The organism is Actinotignum schaalii FB123-CNA-2, assembly GCF_000411135.1.
In the GTDB taxonomy this organism is placed as follows: Bacteria; Actinomycetota; Actinomycetes; order Actinomycetales; family Actinomycetaceae; genus Actinotignum; species Actinotignum schaalii_A.
In genome coordinates this window covers 420,076-434,099 of record NZ_KE150262.1, presented here as the reverse complement: position 1 = coordinate 434,099, position 14,024 = coordinate 420,076, and the positions used below count along the sequence as shown (strand labels likewise).

At 62.8% G+C, this 14,024-nt stretch carries 14 protein-coding genes; 9 read left to right on the top strand and 5 right to left on the bottom strand.

Features of this window, described 5'->3' with window-relative positions:
* Positions 1–6: 6 nt before the first annotated feature.
* Both HMPREF9237_RS01770 and tgt read left to right on the top strand, forming a co-directional pair.
* Positions 7–819, top strand: a complete 813-nt coding sequence (locus HMPREF9237_RS01770; RefSeq protein WP_016442003.1) for a queuosine precursor transporter — start codon at positions 7–9, stop codon at positions 817–819.
* A gap of 145 nt (positions 820–964) precedes the next feature.
* A complete protein-coding gene (tgt, locus tag HMPREF9237_RS01765; RefSeq protein ID WP_196800246.1) occupies positions 965–2,200 on the top strand; it encodes a tRNA guanosine(34) transglycosylase Tgt in 1,236 nt (411 codons plus the stop codon).
* Positions 2,201–2,209: 9 nt separating this feature from the next.
* Here the strand turns inward: tgt and HMPREF9237_RS09570 are convergent, their stop codons facing one another.
* Positions 2,210–3,670 carry a hypothetical protein gene (locus HMPREF9237_RS09570; RefSeq protein ID WP_196800222.1) on the bottom strand — a complete coding sequence of 487 codons (1,461 nt, stop codon included), beginning with the start codon at positions 3,668–3,670 and terminating at the stop codon, positions 2,210–2,212.
* Between the two features lie 96 nt (positions 3,671–3,766).
* Between HMPREF9237_RS09570 and HMPREF9237_RS01755 the strand changes: the two genes are divergently transcribed.
* A complete protein-coding gene (locus tag HMPREF9237_RS01755) occupies positions 3,767–4,816 on the top strand; it encodes an FHA domain-containing protein (RefSeq protein ID WP_016442000.1) in 1,050 nt (349 codons plus the stop codon).
* A gap of 36 nt (positions 4,817–4,852) precedes the next feature.
* Here the strand turns inward: HMPREF9237_RS01755 and HMPREF9237_RS01750 are convergent, their stop codons facing one another.
* Entirely contained in the window at positions 4,853–6,337 is a 1,485-nt protein-coding gene (locus HMPREF9237_RS01750; RefSeq protein WP_039898180.1) for a DUF1846 domain-containing protein, read from the bottom strand.
* A gap of 299 nt (positions 6,338–6,636) precedes the next feature.
* Between HMPREF9237_RS01750 and HMPREF9237_RS08775 the strand changes: the two genes are divergently transcribed.
* The 4 genes from HMPREF9237_RS08775 to HMPREF9237_RS01730 all read left to right on the top strand — a co-directional run bounded on the left by HMPREF9237_RS08775 (position 6,637) and on the right by HMPREF9237_RS01730 (position 9,218).
* Positions 6,637–7,272: a hypothetical protein gene (locus HMPREF9237_RS08775; RefSeq protein ID WP_016441998.1), complete on the top strand. Its 636-nt coding sequence runs from the start codon at positions 6,637–6,639 to the stop codon at positions 7,270–7,272.
* Positions 7,269–8,261, top strand: a complete 993-nt coding sequence (locus HMPREF9237_RS01740) for a diaminopimelate dehydrogenase (RefSeq protein WP_016441997.1) — start codon at positions 7,269–7,271, stop codon at positions 8,259–8,261. The genes HMPREF9237_RS08775 and HMPREF9237_RS01740 overlap by 4 nt, the downstream gene beginning before the upstream one ends.
* A 172-nt stretch (positions 8,262–8,433) precedes the next feature.
* Positions 8,434–8,664: a hypothetical protein gene (locus HMPREF9237_RS01735; protein WP_016441996.1), complete on the top strand. Its 231-nt coding sequence runs from the start codon at positions 8,434–8,436 to the stop codon at positions 8,662–8,664.
* A gap of 80 nt (positions 8,665–8,744) precedes the next feature.
* Positions 8,745–9,218 (top strand): hypothetical protein, encoded by a 474-nt coding sequence (locus HMPREF9237_RS01730; protein ID WP_016441995.1) that lies wholly within the window; start codon positions 8,745–8,747, stop codon positions 9,216–9,218.
* Here the strand turns inward: HMPREF9237_RS01730 and HMPREF9237_RS01725 are convergent.
* From HMPREF9237_RS01725 to HMPREF9237_RS01715, 3 genes are all read right to left on the bottom strand, one after another.
* Positions 9,215–9,790: a flavodoxin gene (locus tag HMPREF9237_RS01725; RefSeq protein ID WP_196800221.1), complete on the bottom strand. Its 576-nt coding sequence runs from the start codon at positions 9,788–9,790 to the stop codon at positions 9,215–9,217. The two genes, HMPREF9237_RS01730 and HMPREF9237_RS01725, sit on opposite strands and share 4 nt — an antisense overlap.
* Before the next feature lie 202 nt (positions 9,791–9,992).
* Positions 9,993–11,384 (bottom strand): hypothetical protein, encoded by a 1,392-nt coding sequence (locus tag HMPREF9237_RS01720; protein ID WP_016441993.1) that lies wholly within the window; start codon positions 11,382–11,384, stop codon positions 9,993–9,995.
* A complete protein-coding gene (locus tag HMPREF9237_RS01715) occupies positions 11,381–12,103 on the bottom strand; it encodes an ABC transporter ATP-binding protein (RefSeq protein ID WP_016441992.1) in 723 nt (240 codons plus the stop codon). The genes HMPREF9237_RS01720 and HMPREF9237_RS01715 overlap by 4 nt, the downstream gene beginning before the upstream one ends.
* A 124-nt stretch (positions 12,104–12,227) precedes the next feature.
* On the opposite strand from HMPREF9237_RS01715, the gene HMPREF9237_RS01710 reads away from it, so the two are divergent.
* Positions 12,228–13,292 (top strand): sensor histidine kinase, encoded by a 1,065-nt coding sequence (locus tag HMPREF9237_RS01710; protein ID WP_016441991.1) that lies wholly within the window; start codon positions 12,228–12,230, stop codon positions 13,290–13,292.
* Positions 13,270–13,998, top strand: a complete 729-nt coding sequence (locus HMPREF9237_RS01705) for a response regulator transcription factor (protein WP_016441990.1) — start codon at positions 13,270–13,272, stop codon at positions 13,996–13,998. Before HMPREF9237_RS01710 ends, HMPREF9237_RS01705 begins: the two co-directional genes overlap by 23 nt.
* The last annotated feature ends 26 nt before the right edge of the window (positions 13,999–14,024 follow it).

The following is a 14,024-nucleotide window of genomic DNA, read 5'->3' as shown; positions in this document are numbered from 1 at the left end:
GTCACGATGAGCTCGCAGTCCACCGCGCCGCACGGCGCCAGCACGCATCCTGAGTCACACCCCACCACACCCGCACCCGCGCTCGCGGACGGCCTGGTCACCCCGAATGGCGTCAGCCCGAACACCACCCCGGGCGCTACCGGCACCGCCGCCCGCTTCGCGGACGTCGCCCGCTCTCACCTCTTCGTCTACGTGGCGGTTTTCTTCGTCTCCTTCCTCCTCATTTCCAATATCGGCGCCACGAAGCTCATCACCCTGAATATTGGCGGTCTTGATCTGTATTTCGACGGCGGCGCGATGCTCTTCCCGCTCACCTACATCATCGGTGACCTTCTTTCCGAGGTCTACGGTTTCAAAGTCGCCTCCCGCACGATCATCCTCGCATTCGGGGTGCAGATCCTGGCCTCCTGCTGTTTCTGGCTGGTGCAGATCGCCCCGCCCGCCCCGGATTACGCCAACCAGGAAGCATTCGAAGCGGTGCTCGGCGTGGTGCCGCGCTTCGTGGCGGCCTCGGTATTCGGATTCCTCTTCGGCCAGCTCTCCAATTCCTACGTTCTGGTCTGGATTAAGCGCCGCTTCGGGGAACGCGCCCTGTGGGTGCGCCTCATTTCCTCCACCATCGTGGGCGAATTGCTGGACACCATCATTTTCTGCTTCGTGGCCTGGGGTGCGGATATCGCGGCTGGCAATGTCGAGTTCTGGTCTATCATCAATCTCTCCTTGGTGGGCTGGCTCTATAAAGTCGGTATCGAAGTGGTGTTCCTCCCCCTGACCTACGCCGTGGTTGGTGTGGTCAAACGCCACGAAGGCTTACGATAGGCAGCGGGCCGGTGGCGGCGTCGTCGTACTAAAAACAACGCGAGCGCGCGGCACAGCGCCCGGGCACACGCGCGTGCCGCACACAAGAACCGCACCGCAACAGAAAGGTGAGAGCGTGACAACAGGATTTACGATCGGGACGCGCCTGGACGCGCGCGTGGGGGACCTCACCGGGCGGCCGCTGGGACGCACCGGCGTTATCCACACCCCGCACGGCGATATCGCCACCCCGGCGTTTATTCCCGTCGGCACGAAAGCCACTGTCAAAACGCTCACGCCCGAGCAGGTGCGCGGTATCGGCGCGCAGGCGGTGCTCGCGAACGCCTACCACCTCTATCTGCAGCCCGGCCCGGAGATCCTGGACGCCGCCGGCGGCCTATCCGCCTTCATGAACTGGAACGGGCCGACCTACACGGATTCGGGCGGGTTCCAGGTGCTCTCGCTCGGCTCCGGCTTCAAGAAAGTGCTCACCAATGAGTACGCCGGGAAAAACGCCGGGCGCGCGGATACCGAATTGGCGCGCGATAAAGAGCGCCTCGCGAATGTGGACGACGACGGCGTATGGTTCCGTTCTCACCTCAACGGCTCGCGCCACCGGTTCACCCCGGAGGTGTCCATGGGGATCCAACACCAGCTCGGTGCCGATATTATGTTCGCCTTCGACGAGCTCACCACCCTCCTCAACTCCCGGGCCTACCAGGAGAAAAGCCTGGAACGCACCCGCCGCTGGGCCGAGCGCTGCCTGGCTGAACACCGCCGCCTCACCATTGAACGCGCGGGCAAGCCCTACCAGCAGCTTTTCGGCGTGATCCAGGGCGCGCAGTACGAGGACCTGCGCCGCAAAGCCGCGCGGGACCTCGGTTCCATGTGCGTGGACGGGCAGGAATTCGACGGCTTCGGGATCGGCGGGGCCCTGGAAAAGGAGAAGCTCGGGACCATCTGCGCCTGGGTCAGCGAGGAACTACCCGAAACGAAAGCCCGCCACCTCCTCGGGATTTCCGAACCGGATGATTTCTTCGCCGCTATCGAAGCCGGCGCGGATACCTTCGATTGCGTCAACCCTTCCCGGGTGGCGCGCAATGCCGCGATCTATTCACCCGACGGGCGTTTCAACGTGACCCGCGCCCAGTTCCGCACCGATTTCGGGCCGCTGGTGCCCGAGTGTGAGTGCTACACCTGCCAAAACTATTCGCGCGCCTACCTCAATCACCTTTTCAAGGCGAAAGAAGCGCTGGCGGCTACGCTTGCCACCATCCATAATGAGTACTTCACCGTGCACCTCGTGGACACCATCCGCGCGGCCATCGAATCCGGCGATTACGCGGCCTGCAAAGAAGAAACGCTCGGACGTTTCTACCGCGGCCAGTGGGGGCGCGCCTAACTGGAGCGCCTAAAACGCGCGGTGCGCCGCCTCGCTCAGCTTCCGGAAGGTTTCCGGATCGGGGAATCCGGACACTTCGTAGCGCGGCGGCCACACGTTCTCGAGAGGCTTGAAGCCCTCGGGCCACACATCGCGGGCCACATCCAAGCGAATGGTGATATTGGCGGCTTCGGGATCGGCGTCGTCAAGGTAATTAATGAAATCTGCAACCGCAGGGATGGATCCGTAGTGATCCGAGCGGCGCCACTGCGTCAGGCTCACCGCGCCTTCGTCCAGGTCATGCACCTCGTAGAGGGCCACGTGGCCCATCTCCTCGGGCCAGCGCGAGAGGAATTCCTGCTGGTGATCGTACATGCGCCCACGGAAGGTGGTGCGCAGATTCGCCAGCGGTGCGTAGGCCGGGTGATCCGGCATAGGAATCCATTCCATCCAGCCGTCCGCGGCCACGGTGTGGGGGAGCGGGTAGATAGCGTCGTCGATATCGTAATCCTGGAGCAAACGGTTGAAGAGCGCGGGAAGTTCCGGATCATCCGCCAGTACCACGAACAGGCGCGAACGCGAAGCCGGCACGAAAAGCGGCAGCGCGCCGTCATATTGCTTGCTGATGGAGTACGCCACCTGCTGGACCAGATCCACATCCGCGAACCAGGAACTCTGGTAGTTATTCGGCTCGGTAAAAGCCAGCACCCGCGCACCCGCGTAGAGCATGACGGCCAGCTCCAGGGCCGCGTAGCCCGATTGCGCGTTCAGGCCGCGCAGTGATTCCACCGCGTGCCCGAAGATCGGACCCAGATCATCCGTTCCCGGAATCAGATCCAGGTCCGAGAAATACAGCGGAATGATGTTATCCGGGGTGTCCCGCGCCAGGCCCACGCCAACGAAATCCGTGAGCGGCAGGTAGATAAAGGAATCATCCTCGCGCCGGTTGACGCGCGTGAAATAGTCCGCGGCGCGCACAATCGGCATAATCGGCCCCTCGGTGTCATCCTGTTCCTCCGAGAGCTCCGCGAGCGCGGGATCGTGGTGCGGGAAGCCGGGGTCGCTCGGATCCATGGTTCCGAAGAATTGCGCGAAGATATCCCGCCAGGACAGATTTTTCTGGCCGCGGCCCGGAGGGGTGCCGGGCATTTCGGGCGCGTTGCTTCCCGTTGGCGCCCCGGTTCCGGTAGCGCTTGCGCTGCTTTCCGCTCCGGTGTGGGGCGACGCCGCTCCCGGCTGGGTGGACCCGGCCGCGCCCTCGGTAACCTGCGGGGTGGTGGCCCCGGATACGCCGATAGTAATGAGGCGGTTGAGAAGTTCGCGCCGGCGTTCTTCGGGAGCATCCGGGTCGATCATCTCAAAGGGGCGGAAGCGGAACGTGCGTCCGTCCGGGAGCAGAACATCCAGCCAGGGCCCGTCGGAATTAACCAGCGCGCCGTCAAGTTCAGGGTGAGCGGTGGCGACCTCGAGGGCCCAATTCATGAGCGACATACCTCTATTCTGGCAGAAAGTGGCGCAGGCCGCTTGCCGGGCGCGGTATCCTTGCAAGCAGAGATGTGACTCATGGAACCAGGTCGAGGAGGAGCCATGCCGTCCTATTCTTATCCCGGTGATGGGCTGCTGGCCTGCGTGCCCGGCCTGGTGGTGTTCACGCCCGCGCTACCCGCGGATCCGGCCGCGATATGGGAAACAGTGCGTGCCGGCCATGATTTCCCCGCTCTTCTCACCCATCTGTGGTCCGCGCTGGGCGCGGATTTCGCGTTGTTCTACGCCGACGGCCCGCTGCTGCGGGTTGCCGCCCACGGACTCATTGTTCGCGATGCCACCGGCCGCGCGGTCGCGGATGGCAGTAACGCCCTGACCTGGCAGGAAGCCGCCACTACCCAGGACACCACGGTCACCGTGGGGAACGTTGGCGCTGCGGGTGCGGAAAATGCGGCTTTTGGTGGGAACGACGGCGCAGCTCCCGCACCGGGCCCGGCCCTCCCCTTGGAACGCGGTATGGCCCGCGCCGGAGGCGCTCGTATCAGCCTCAGCCCGGTTTTGAGCGGCCGGCCGGCGGCCCCGGTTGAGCGCCCGGCGGCCCTGCCCGCTGATCGCCCGGCGGCTGCGGTACCTCCGGCACCGCCTGCACCCCCGCTGCCTCCGGCCGCGCAGGTGGCGCAGGTGGCAGAGAGCGCCCCGGTGCCCAGCTATGCCGCGGCCACCGAAGCTTACCCGGTGCAGAGCACCGAGCCCTATCCTTCCTCCGGCATACCGGCCCCGCTCCCGGCGATTGAATTGCGCTTCTCCTTCGGGGAAAACGTTATGCTGGGCGGGGTGAGCCCGGCTCTCAAAAATATTATTATGGGGCGCCGCCCGCTTCTCGATGCCGCGGGCGCGGGCGCGGATCCGGCTGCCACCCAGCTCCTCCCGGTTCCCTCCCCGCGTCAGGAAATTTCACGCACCCACTGCGAGGTTGCGGTGGAGACTGGCGGCGCATTTCTGCGGGACTGCCATTCCAATAACGGCACCTACCTCAGGCACGGAGATGGCCCGCTGCGCCGCATCGAGCCGGGTCACGCGGTCCGCCTGGAGGAGGGTGACCTGGTAGATATGGGTGACGGCGCCAGCTTCACGGTTCATTACCGCAGCTAGCGCCGCCGCACCACGTAGACCAACTCTCCTGCTTAGCTACTTCCGGTACAGCGTTTTGCGCTGGTAGTGCGGTTCGCTCGTGACATTCACGCCGAGGGAACGGAAAATACCATCGTCTACGGAGCCGAGGATCGTGGTGGTATGAACATCGCAATTCTGCAGATCCTTGAGCTTGCTCAGCGCCGCTGCCGCGGTGGGATCGGAGGCGGCGGAAACCGAGAGCGCAATAAGCACCTCATCGGTGTGCAGGCGCGGATTACGCGAGCCCAGGTGCTCCGTCTTAAGGGTCTGGATCGGAGTGATAGCTTCCGGAGCCAGCAGCTTCACCGAATCGTCAATACCGGCTAGCACCTTGAGCGCGTTAAGCAACACCGCGGCGGAACAGCCCAGCAGTTCCGAGGTTTTCCCGGTCACGATGGTGCCATCCGGGAGCTGGAGCGCGGCGGCCGGCCCACCCGTGGCCTCGGCTTTGCGCAGCGCCGGGGGTACCACCGGCCGGTCGGTGCCGGTCACCCCGAGCTTGGCCATAATAAGAGCGATGCGTTCTGAGCATACGGGTTCGGATTCGCTGCGCTTCTCATCGACAAGCGCGCGGTAATACCGGCGAATGACTTCCTGGCGGGCGGCTTCGCGGCAAACGTCGTCGTCGGAAATACAATATCCGACCATATTGACGCCCATGTCCGTGGGGGATTTGTACGGTGTTTCCCCGGAAAGTTCGCGCAGCAGCAGGCTGAGCAGCGGGAACACCTCGACATCGCGGTTGTAATTAATCGTTTGCACGCCGTAGGCGACCAGGTGGAAGGGGTCGATCATATTGACGTCGTCCAGATCGGCCGTCGCCGCTTCGTAAGCGAGGTTGACGGGATGATCCAGCGGAATATTCCACACGGGGAACGTCTCAAACTTCGCGTAATTCGAGGTGATGGAATGCTGATGGTCGTGGTAGAGCTGCGAGAGGCAGGTGGCGAGCTTGCCTGAACCCGGCCCCGGCGCCGTCACCACAATGAGATCACGCTGCGTTTCCACGTATTCGTTCTTCCCGAAACCGTCCTCGGAAACAATGAGCGCGGTATTGGACGGGTAACCCGGGATGCGGCGATGGCGCGCCACATTGAGCCCCAATTTAATAAGACGACGGCGGAAATCACGCGCCTCGTGGTTATCTTCCTCGTATTGGGTGAGCACCACGGAATTGACCATGAAACCGGCTTCGCGGAATACGTCCACGAGGCGCAGCACCTCATCCTCATAAGAAATGCCCAGGTCAGCGCGGTGTTTTGCCTTGAGATCACGCGCGTTCGCGGCAACGACGATTTCCAGCTCATCCTTCAATTCGGCCAGCATGGCGATCTTATTATCCGGGGTGAATCCGGGTAGCACGCGCGAGGCGTGGAAATCATCGAAAAGCTTCCCGCCCATCTCCAAATAGAGTTTCCCGCCGATCTTTTCGCGGCGTTCCCTAATTTTCTGGGACTGGAGCTTAATGTATTTTTCCCGATCAAATCCGATGCTCTGCAATGAGGGGATATGGGGGGAAGGGGAAGGGGTTTCTGTAGTAGGGATGGAGTTACGCGCGTTTTTATCAGCCACGCCGGTTCGCCTCTCTCGGTCACCTCAGCAGTACCGACAAAGTGTAGCGCCTCGCGTCGGATTTCGCATCGAGCGGGTGGGTGTGTGCGGGCGTGTGTGAGGGCGTGGGGTGCGTTTGGGCTGGCTGCGGGTGCGCGAAGGTTGCGAACGGGCAAACCCGGGTGTGTTTAAACCGTTGCGCTCATCGGTTGAGTCCGCAACAATAGGGGGCGACGTTGGGAGGAGATATGCCAAAGATTTCTGCGCCAACCGTCCGCGAACATCGGGAGCTTATGACAGCTCGGCTCGTGGACGCCGCGGAAAAGATTCTCAAAGATGAGCCGGGCAAAACACTATCCGCCGGGGCGGTGGCCGCGGCTGCGGGTATCGCACGCAACTCCATTTACCGCTATGTCGGGTCGGTTGATGACCTGCGGCTCCTGGTGCTCGAACGCAATGTGCCCAAGTGGCGCGCCCAGGTGATGGGCCAGGTCGATATGAACGCCGAACCGCGTGAACGCCTCGCGCAGCTGGTGGTGGCCTGCATCCGCCAGTCCGGCCAGCGTGAATCACATAAATGGCTCATGGGGCTCATGCGCTCAGCCCGCGGGAAAGTTTCGGATAAGGCCACGGCGCATACCAAAATGGGTGTGGATAAAGCCCACGGTTTCTTCACCGACGCCCTCAAAATGTGTTGGAAAGATACCGGCATTGCGCATCCCGATATTTGGGCCTCGTTTAGCCGTGCCCTCATTTTCGACGCATTTCGCCAGGTGGAAACCGGCGCGTCGCTCGAGGATGTGTGCCGGATTGCCCGCCACACTATTCTTGCTATGTCCGCCGGGCATACAGATGACGAACTCGAGAAAGAACCACACGCATGACACACGCGCGCATCGCGATCAACGGCTACGGCAACCTGGGCCGCGGGGTGGAACAGGCCCTCAGCCTCGCCCCCGACCTGGAGCTGGTGGGGGTCTTCACCCGCCGCGAAGGCGTCATGACCGCCTCCGGCCCAGCATTCCCCGCCGCCGAACTCACCGATCCGCAGCTGCGCGCCCGCTGGGCCGGCAAAATCGACGTCGTTATCAATTGCGGTGGCTCGAAATCGGACCTCGATACGCAAACGCCGTTGGTTGCCTCCGGTTTTAACGTGGTGGATTCTTTTGATACGCACGCGCGGATTCCTGCGCACTTCGAACAGGTCGACGACGCCGCCCGCACGGCCGGCACCCTCGCTCTCATTTCCGCAGGCTGGGACCCGGGCCTCTTCTCGCTTCAGCGGTTGCTGGCCGAGGCAGTTTTGCCGGCTGGGCACTCAGAAACTTTCTGGGGACCGGGCCTGTCCCAGGGGCATTCGGATGCGGTGCGGCGGGTACCGGGTGTGAAAAACGCGGTGCAGTACACCGTTCCCAAGGAGGACGTGCGGGCTGCGGCCTTGGCTGGAGAAACGGAAGGCCAGCTCAGCGCGGGTGATAAGCATCGCCGGATCGTTTACGTGGCGTTGGAAAACGGTGCGGATCCGGAGGCGGTGCGCCAGGCCATCGTGACGATGCCGAACTACTTCGCCGAGTACGAAACTGAGGTCCACGTTATCTCCGACGAAGAGTTTGCCGCCGAACACACCGGGATGGCCCACGGTGGCGATGTGATCCGCCACGGGACTACCTCGCCGGGTACCTCGCACGCGCTGCACTTCAACCTCGCGTTGGATTCCAATCCGGAATTCACCGGTTCGGTGCTGGTGGCCTGCGCCCGCGCGGTGGCGCGTATGCATGCCCGCGGGGAACGCGGGGCGGTTACCCTCTTCGATGTTCCGCCGGCTTTGCTCCACCCGGCCAGCGCGGCGCAGCTGCGCGCGGATTTGCTGTAGGGCGTTTCGCGGTGATTGTCTTCGCTACCTGCTACGCCCTGGGGTATCTCCACCGGGCGAAAAAAGCTCAGCACCCGGAGTAGGAGCAGCTCATCGCGGGTGCATGATTCCCGCGTAAAATTGCCGAAACATTGGTCTGGGCAGGGCTGCGATCTTCGGTTAGGCTGTGGCTATGTCGATCATCTATGGCCCCACGTACACAAGTCTTGAGCAGATTCGCGCACGCATGGACGCCATTCTGTCCGAACTGAGGATTTCGCGCGAAGAGTTTGAAGAACGGATGGCTGAATATACGCTCAACCGGCGCGAAGCTGGGTTCCGTGATGAGTTTGAAACCCTCCAATGGTGTGAGGAACTGTTCCTCGATGATCTCGAGGAGGAAAGCCGTGACGGGCTCGCTTGATGAGGAAGTTGCGGATTTTGCGGAGAATATAACAGCTACAGGGAGACTATTCGACGAATCCTTTGCTGTTCACATTACTAATGTTCGTGCGCCCCGCAAGGGTGGTCGTATCCTCCGCGGTTACCTCAAGCTTCGCGCTGCACCTCAATAAAACCACCAGTGAGCCGCTTGTGCGCTGGGATTACAACCGTAACCCGCGCTCGAAAGATGTTCCGCTGGCCCATCTGCAAATTCATGCGCATCGTGACGCATGGACGCATGTCATGCTAGAGGGTGGAGCTACCTCACGGCGTGCCCGAAAAAGAGTTATTGATTCTTCCCGGACGCCCACGTTATCGGAACTCCATTTTCCGGTCGGTGGAAAACGTTTCCGTCCCAGTTTGGAAGAAGTATTACTTTTCCTTATTTCAGAACTGGGTGTTTCGTGCGAACCTCAAACGAAATGCGTCCTGGAAAGTAAACAATCGGAATGGGAGAAAATACAGGCCCGGGCGGTTGTGCGGACCCACCCGGACCAGGCGCTTATCGTTCTTCGTGAACTAGGAATGATCTAGATCAAATTCGCGGAGGCCAGCCATTCCTCCAGCGCGCTATCCGTGGCTGCCTCGTGGATATTCTCACCGCGCACGGAGAAGGGCACGCCGGTGGTTGCCTCTGGAGCTAGGTTCGTGAACGTCGATTCGATTTCCACCTTCGGTGAGCCAGACCAGGTGGTGAAGGGAAGTACCAGCTGGTCCGTGAGTCCAGCGGACTTCAGGTAGGTCTGCACCACCGGGGGGACCTGCTCGCACCAGACGGGGAAACCGACAAGCACGACGTCGTACCCACGTGCAGCCGGAGCCGGGGCCGTAAGCTCCGGGAAAATGCCGTCCGCAAGTTCACGGGTGCACTGGGCATGTGCCTCATTCGGATCTGCAGGATAAGGATGAACCGGGACAATCTCAAAAGTATCCGCACCCAAACGCGCCGCGATTTTTTCGGCCAGTACTTTGGTATTCCCAATTTCGAGATTGCGCACCTCTCCGTCCCAGAAATTCAGGCCGGCACGCGAGAAGAAAGCTACGAGGCAGCGCGGGCGGGGCGCATCCGCCGGCGTTTCCTGCTGAGCCGCACGAATTTCTGACATCGGAATATCCTTCCCGCGAAGTGAGCCCTCCGCACTGAGAATTGTGACCTGAACATCACCCATTCTGCCACCGTGCCCGGGCTGCCAGCGGGTCTTTATACCCGGGGCGTCGACGCTTAATTCCTGAATTGGTTCTCAATCATTCGGGTGCCGGCACCTCATCATGCACCCACCAGCCCCGCATCATTCATCCTCCACTTCCCTAATCATTCGCGCGTCCGCGCGCCAGCACCACCCGAGTTTCCAGCGGCGTAACCACCAGAATGCTCGCCAGGCACATGGCCAAACCAAGGACCGTAATAATCCCGAGTTTCGTGAAAGCAGCGCTATCCATCCGGGCACCCCACGAGTAATTCGTCATAAGAGACATACCCACCCCGAGCGCGGTGGTCAGCGCCGTCGTTACTACCAAGGGAATAAAGGTTTGCAGGATCCGAATCCGCGTGAAGACCGCCGTGGGGAAACCGAGAAAACGCAAGGACTGCGTCTGCTGCGCCGATTCAAAAACGAGGGAAGCGTGATTCGTGAGACTGGACAGCGCCACCACCGCAAAACCGAAACCGAGAGTCACCATGACGCCCGTGCCAATATCTGCGGACACCAAGCGAATCGCCACCGAATCTGAACCGGTCCGTTCCGGAAGTGTGGAGGTGTAGCCACCAATGAAACACAGCAGTGCGAGAGTGGAAACACTGCGCCACACCGCGCGCGGGTCGTTGAGAATCCGCCGCGCCGCCATGAGGAGCGACGCGTGGCGCGAGCGCACGAGCGGATAGGCCAGCGCCTGAACAATGAAGGAAGCCGCCACCGAAAGCGCGAAAAGGAAGACCAGCAGCACGCCCGCCATCATCATGATTTGCACGATGGGAGTGGAACCACCACGAGCATTAGCCACCAGCACGTACATTATTCCGGCGACGGCGAACACCGCGAGGCGCCAAGCCCGCAGCGCACGCGGAGTTTCGCGGCGCGCCACTCCCAGGGGTGAAATCGACACCCGCATCAGCCCGCCCAGTGCCGATACCAGCGTGACCACGAAAAGTAGCGCAATAACCGCGGCGATAAAGGTAACCGGCAGCAGCATCTGGGCCGGATTAATAGGCAGCCCGAGGAAACTTAGCGCGCGCCAACCCGGTAGGGTCACCAGGTACAGCACCGTGCCCAAGGCGGTGCCCAGTAGCCACTGCACCACCGTTTCGCACAGGGAGATCGCAATTGTTTGGGTGCGGGTAGTACCAACGAGGCGCAGGGAGGCCAGACGCTGGGAACGATCCTGCGCGCCCAGCCGGGCGGCCCCGGAAGCTAGGGAAGAAATGGGGATAACCAGGAGCGCCCCGGCAAAAAGCGCCAGGCCGAGATACATTTCCGTGAGGCCGGCGCCCAGGGTCTCGCTCAGGGCGTCGAGGTGGGCGGCCATGGCCGGGCTCGGGTGGAAATTCCAGTTATAGAACATGAAAATGCCGCCGGCGATGGTCAGTGCCATGGTGGCTGCCAGCGTGAAGCTGAGGACCGCGAGGATATCCAGCCAGGCATTACCGGTGCGGGCGCGCAACCGGGCCAGGGTGAGGCGGGGTGCGAAAGAAAGGACTCTCATTGCAGCTCGCCTCCGTTCGCGGTGGTGGAGTTAGCCGAATCGGCGTGGATAACGCCGTCGCGAATTTCCACGAGGCGTTCGCACCAGGCGGCCACATTCGGGTCATGGGTCACAATAATGAGGGTGGCCCCGCTCATTTTCGCGGCGGTGGTGAGGATCTGGGTGACCTCGTGGCCGGTGGCCTGATCGAGGGCGCCGGTCGGTTCATCGGCAAACACCACCGCAGGTTGGCCCGCTAAGGCCCGCGCAATAGCTACGCGTTGGAGCTGCCCGCCGGACATTTCCCCCGGGCGGCGGTGGCGTTCGGGTTCCACCCCGAGCCGCGCCAGCCACATATCCGCCGCCGCCAGCGCCTCTCGCCGCGGCTTCCCCTGGAGCAGCAGCGGCACCGCTACATTTTCCCGGGCCGGCAGTTCGGGAACCAGCTGACCATCCTGGAAAACAAAACCGAAATTCTCCAGGCGCATTTTCGAACGCTGCCCATCGGACATATCCGAAATCGGCTCGTTGCCCAGCAGCACCGTGCCGGCGGTGGGCGCAATAATCCCCGCCAGGCAGTGCAGCAGCGTGGACTTACCCGAACCGGACGGGCCCATAATCGCCACCGACTGCCCGCCGGGAATCCGCAATGATACCCGGCGCAGTGCCGCCACGTTCCCAAAATTCTTCGTGAGATTATTCGCCACCAAATCCGGGGCGACATTCTGTGTTGTATCCATGGCTCTAGTCAACTTCCGATTGGCCGGTGACGGCAGGGCTCGTACTCCACACTTATGGTAGAGCTAGGTCTACCATTGCCGGATTCGCGCGTGGGGGCGAGCCCGCGCCGGCTACCATGGCGGTATGACAACGCAGAGCACCGGGCACGGTGAGCACGCCACGGGCGTGGACATCGCCATGCACGTGGATAACACCCGAGCGGTGGCGCAGCAACTACGCCACGCCACGGTGCGCGGGGTGCTCGCGGGCGCCCTCGGCACCTTCGCCCTGATATTCGTGGTGGTGGCGGTACTCTCGCTGCTCGGCGGATTCAGCCCGATTCCGATCATCATCGGGCTGGTCGGCCTGCTGGCCCTGGGCGGGGCCGGGTGGATAGTGTGGCGCGGGAACGGGCGGGCGCTCGCGGACGTGGCTCCGGCGTCGTCGACCTGGATGGCGGAACCATCCGATCACCGCGACGTTGTGCACGCGCAACGCTCCATTGCCGCGGCTTTTGAAATTGAACGGCGCCGCATCGAACGCGACCTGCACGACGGCGCCCAGCAGTACCTGGTCGCGACCTCAATGGATGTGGGTGAGGCGGCGTTTCTGCTGGAAGGTGACGCGAGCGGCGCGGTGAGCTCGGCGGATCTTCAAGCTGCGCGCGAACGCATGGCGTCCGCGCAGGACCGCGCGGAACTGGCCCTCACCTCGCTACGCCGCACGGTGGCCGGTATTCATCCGAAAGTGCTCTCTGACCTGGGGTTGGAAGCGGCGGTGCGCGATCTGGTGGTCTCCGCGCCGGTGCCCGCCACCCTGCGGGTTCCGAGCCCGCTACCCGAGATCCCCGAAGGCGTGATCGCCGCCGCTTATTTCACGGTGGCCGAAGCGCTGACGAACGTTGCTAAACACGCGCCCGCCGCGACCGTGACCGTGCTGCTCATCGCCGACGATGACCTCCACCTCAGCATCACCGATACCGGCCCGGGCGGCGTGATTCCGGGTAGTGGACTGCGCGGGATCGGCGAGCGGCTCGCGACTTTCGGCGGTAGTCTGCGTATTTCCAGCCCGGTGGGCGGGCCCACGGAAATTTGCGCGCGCATCCCGCTGCTGCTGCATCGCGGGGAGTGGGGGAGCGGGGCCGGGGTGGCGGCGCTCAGCGAAAATCCGAGAACGGAGGGGACGGATGCGTCTGGTAGTCGCGGATGATTCCGCACTGTTTCGCGAAGGGCTATGCGGGCTGCTGGAGCGGCGCGGGCACACGATTGTGGCGACCGCGGCCACCGCACCGGAACTGAACGAGACGGTGCGCGCGGCCACCGCCCGCGGGGAGGTCCCCGACCTGGTCATCACCGATGTACGCATGCCACCCACCATGAGCGACGACGGCCTGCGTGCCGCCGTGGAGCTGCGCCGCGAATTCCCGTCCCTGGGCATTATGGTGCTCTCCCAATACGTCGCCCCGGCCTACGCGCGCGAACTCTTCCACCCGGCAGCCGGTGCCGGTACCTCCGGTTCCCCCGCGACTACGACCGCGGATGCAAGCGGGGACGATGCGCCGGGAGGCCTGGGGTATTTACTCAAAGATCGCGTGGCGCGGGTGGCGGATTTCGTGCGGTCCCTGGAGATTGTGGGGGTGGGTGGCGTTGTTGTGGATCCGGATGTTGCGGCCCAATTAATGGCGACGACGCCGTCACTTCTCACGGAGCTTACCTCCCGCGAACGTGAAATCCTGGAACTCATGGCGCGGGGCTATGCCAATTCTGCGATTGCCGCCGAGCTCTACCTCACCGGGGCGACCGTCTCCAAACACGTGGCGAATATTTTCCTCAAGCTGGGGATGCAACCCGGGGAAGAAAATCGCCGGGTGCGGGCGGTGCTGGCCTATCTGACGGAAACCTCGCGTGCGGGGTAAGCGCGTGGTGCGCCTACGCTCAGCGG

Bases quoted from the DNA above. Each gene is read 5' to 3' on its own strand.
- HMPREF9237_RS01770 (WP_016442003.1), top strand. From the start codon at position 7: ATGAGCTCGCAGTCCACCGCGCCGCACGGCGCCAGCACGCATCCTGAG.
- HMPREF9237_RS01710 (WP_016441991.1), top strand. From the start codon at position 12,228: ATGACAACGCAGAGCACCGGGCACGGTGAGCACGCCACGGGCGTGGAC.
- HMPREF9237_RS01725 (WP_196800221.1), bottom strand. From the start codon at position 9,790: ATGTCAGAAATTCGTGCGGCTCAGCAGGAAACGCCGGCGGATGCGCCC.
- HMPREF9237_RS01735 (WP_016441996.1), top strand. From the start codon at position 8,434: ATGTCGATCATCTATGGCCCCACGTACACAAGTCTTGAGCAGATTCGC.
- HMPREF9237_RS01730 (WP_016441995.1), top strand. From the start codon at position 8,745: ATGTTCGTGCGCCCCGCAAGGGTGGTCGTATCCTCCGCGGTTACCTCA.
- HMPREF9237_RS01705 (WP_016441990.1), top strand. From the start codon at position 13,270: ATGCGTCTGGTAGTCGCGGATGATTCCGCACTGTTTCGCGAAGGGCTA.
- HMPREF9237_RS01715 (WP_016441992.1), bottom strand. From the start codon at position 12,103: ATGGATACAACACAGAATGTCGCCCCGGATTTGGTGGCGAATAATCTC.
- HMPREF9237_RS01755 (WP_016442000.1), top strand. From the start codon at position 3,767: ATGCCGTCCTATTCTTATCCCGGTGATGGGCTGCTGGCCTGCGTGCCC.
- HMPREF9237_RS01740 (WP_016441997.1), top strand. From the start codon at position 7,269: ATGACACACGCGCGCATCGCGATCAACGGCTACGGCAACCTGGGCCGC.
- HMPREF9237_RS08775 (WP_016441998.1), top strand. From the start codon at position 6,637: ATGCCAAAGATTTCTGCGCCAACCGTCCGCGAACATCGGGAGCTTATG.
- HMPREF9237_RS01720 (WP_016441993.1), bottom strand. From the start codon at position 11,384: ATGAGAGTCCTTTCTTTCGCACCCCGCCTCACCCTGGCCCGGTTGCGC.
- HMPREF9237_RS09570 (WP_196800222.1), bottom strand. From the start codon at position 3,670: ATGTCGCTCATGAATTGGGCCCTCGAGGTCGCCACCGCTCACCCTGAA.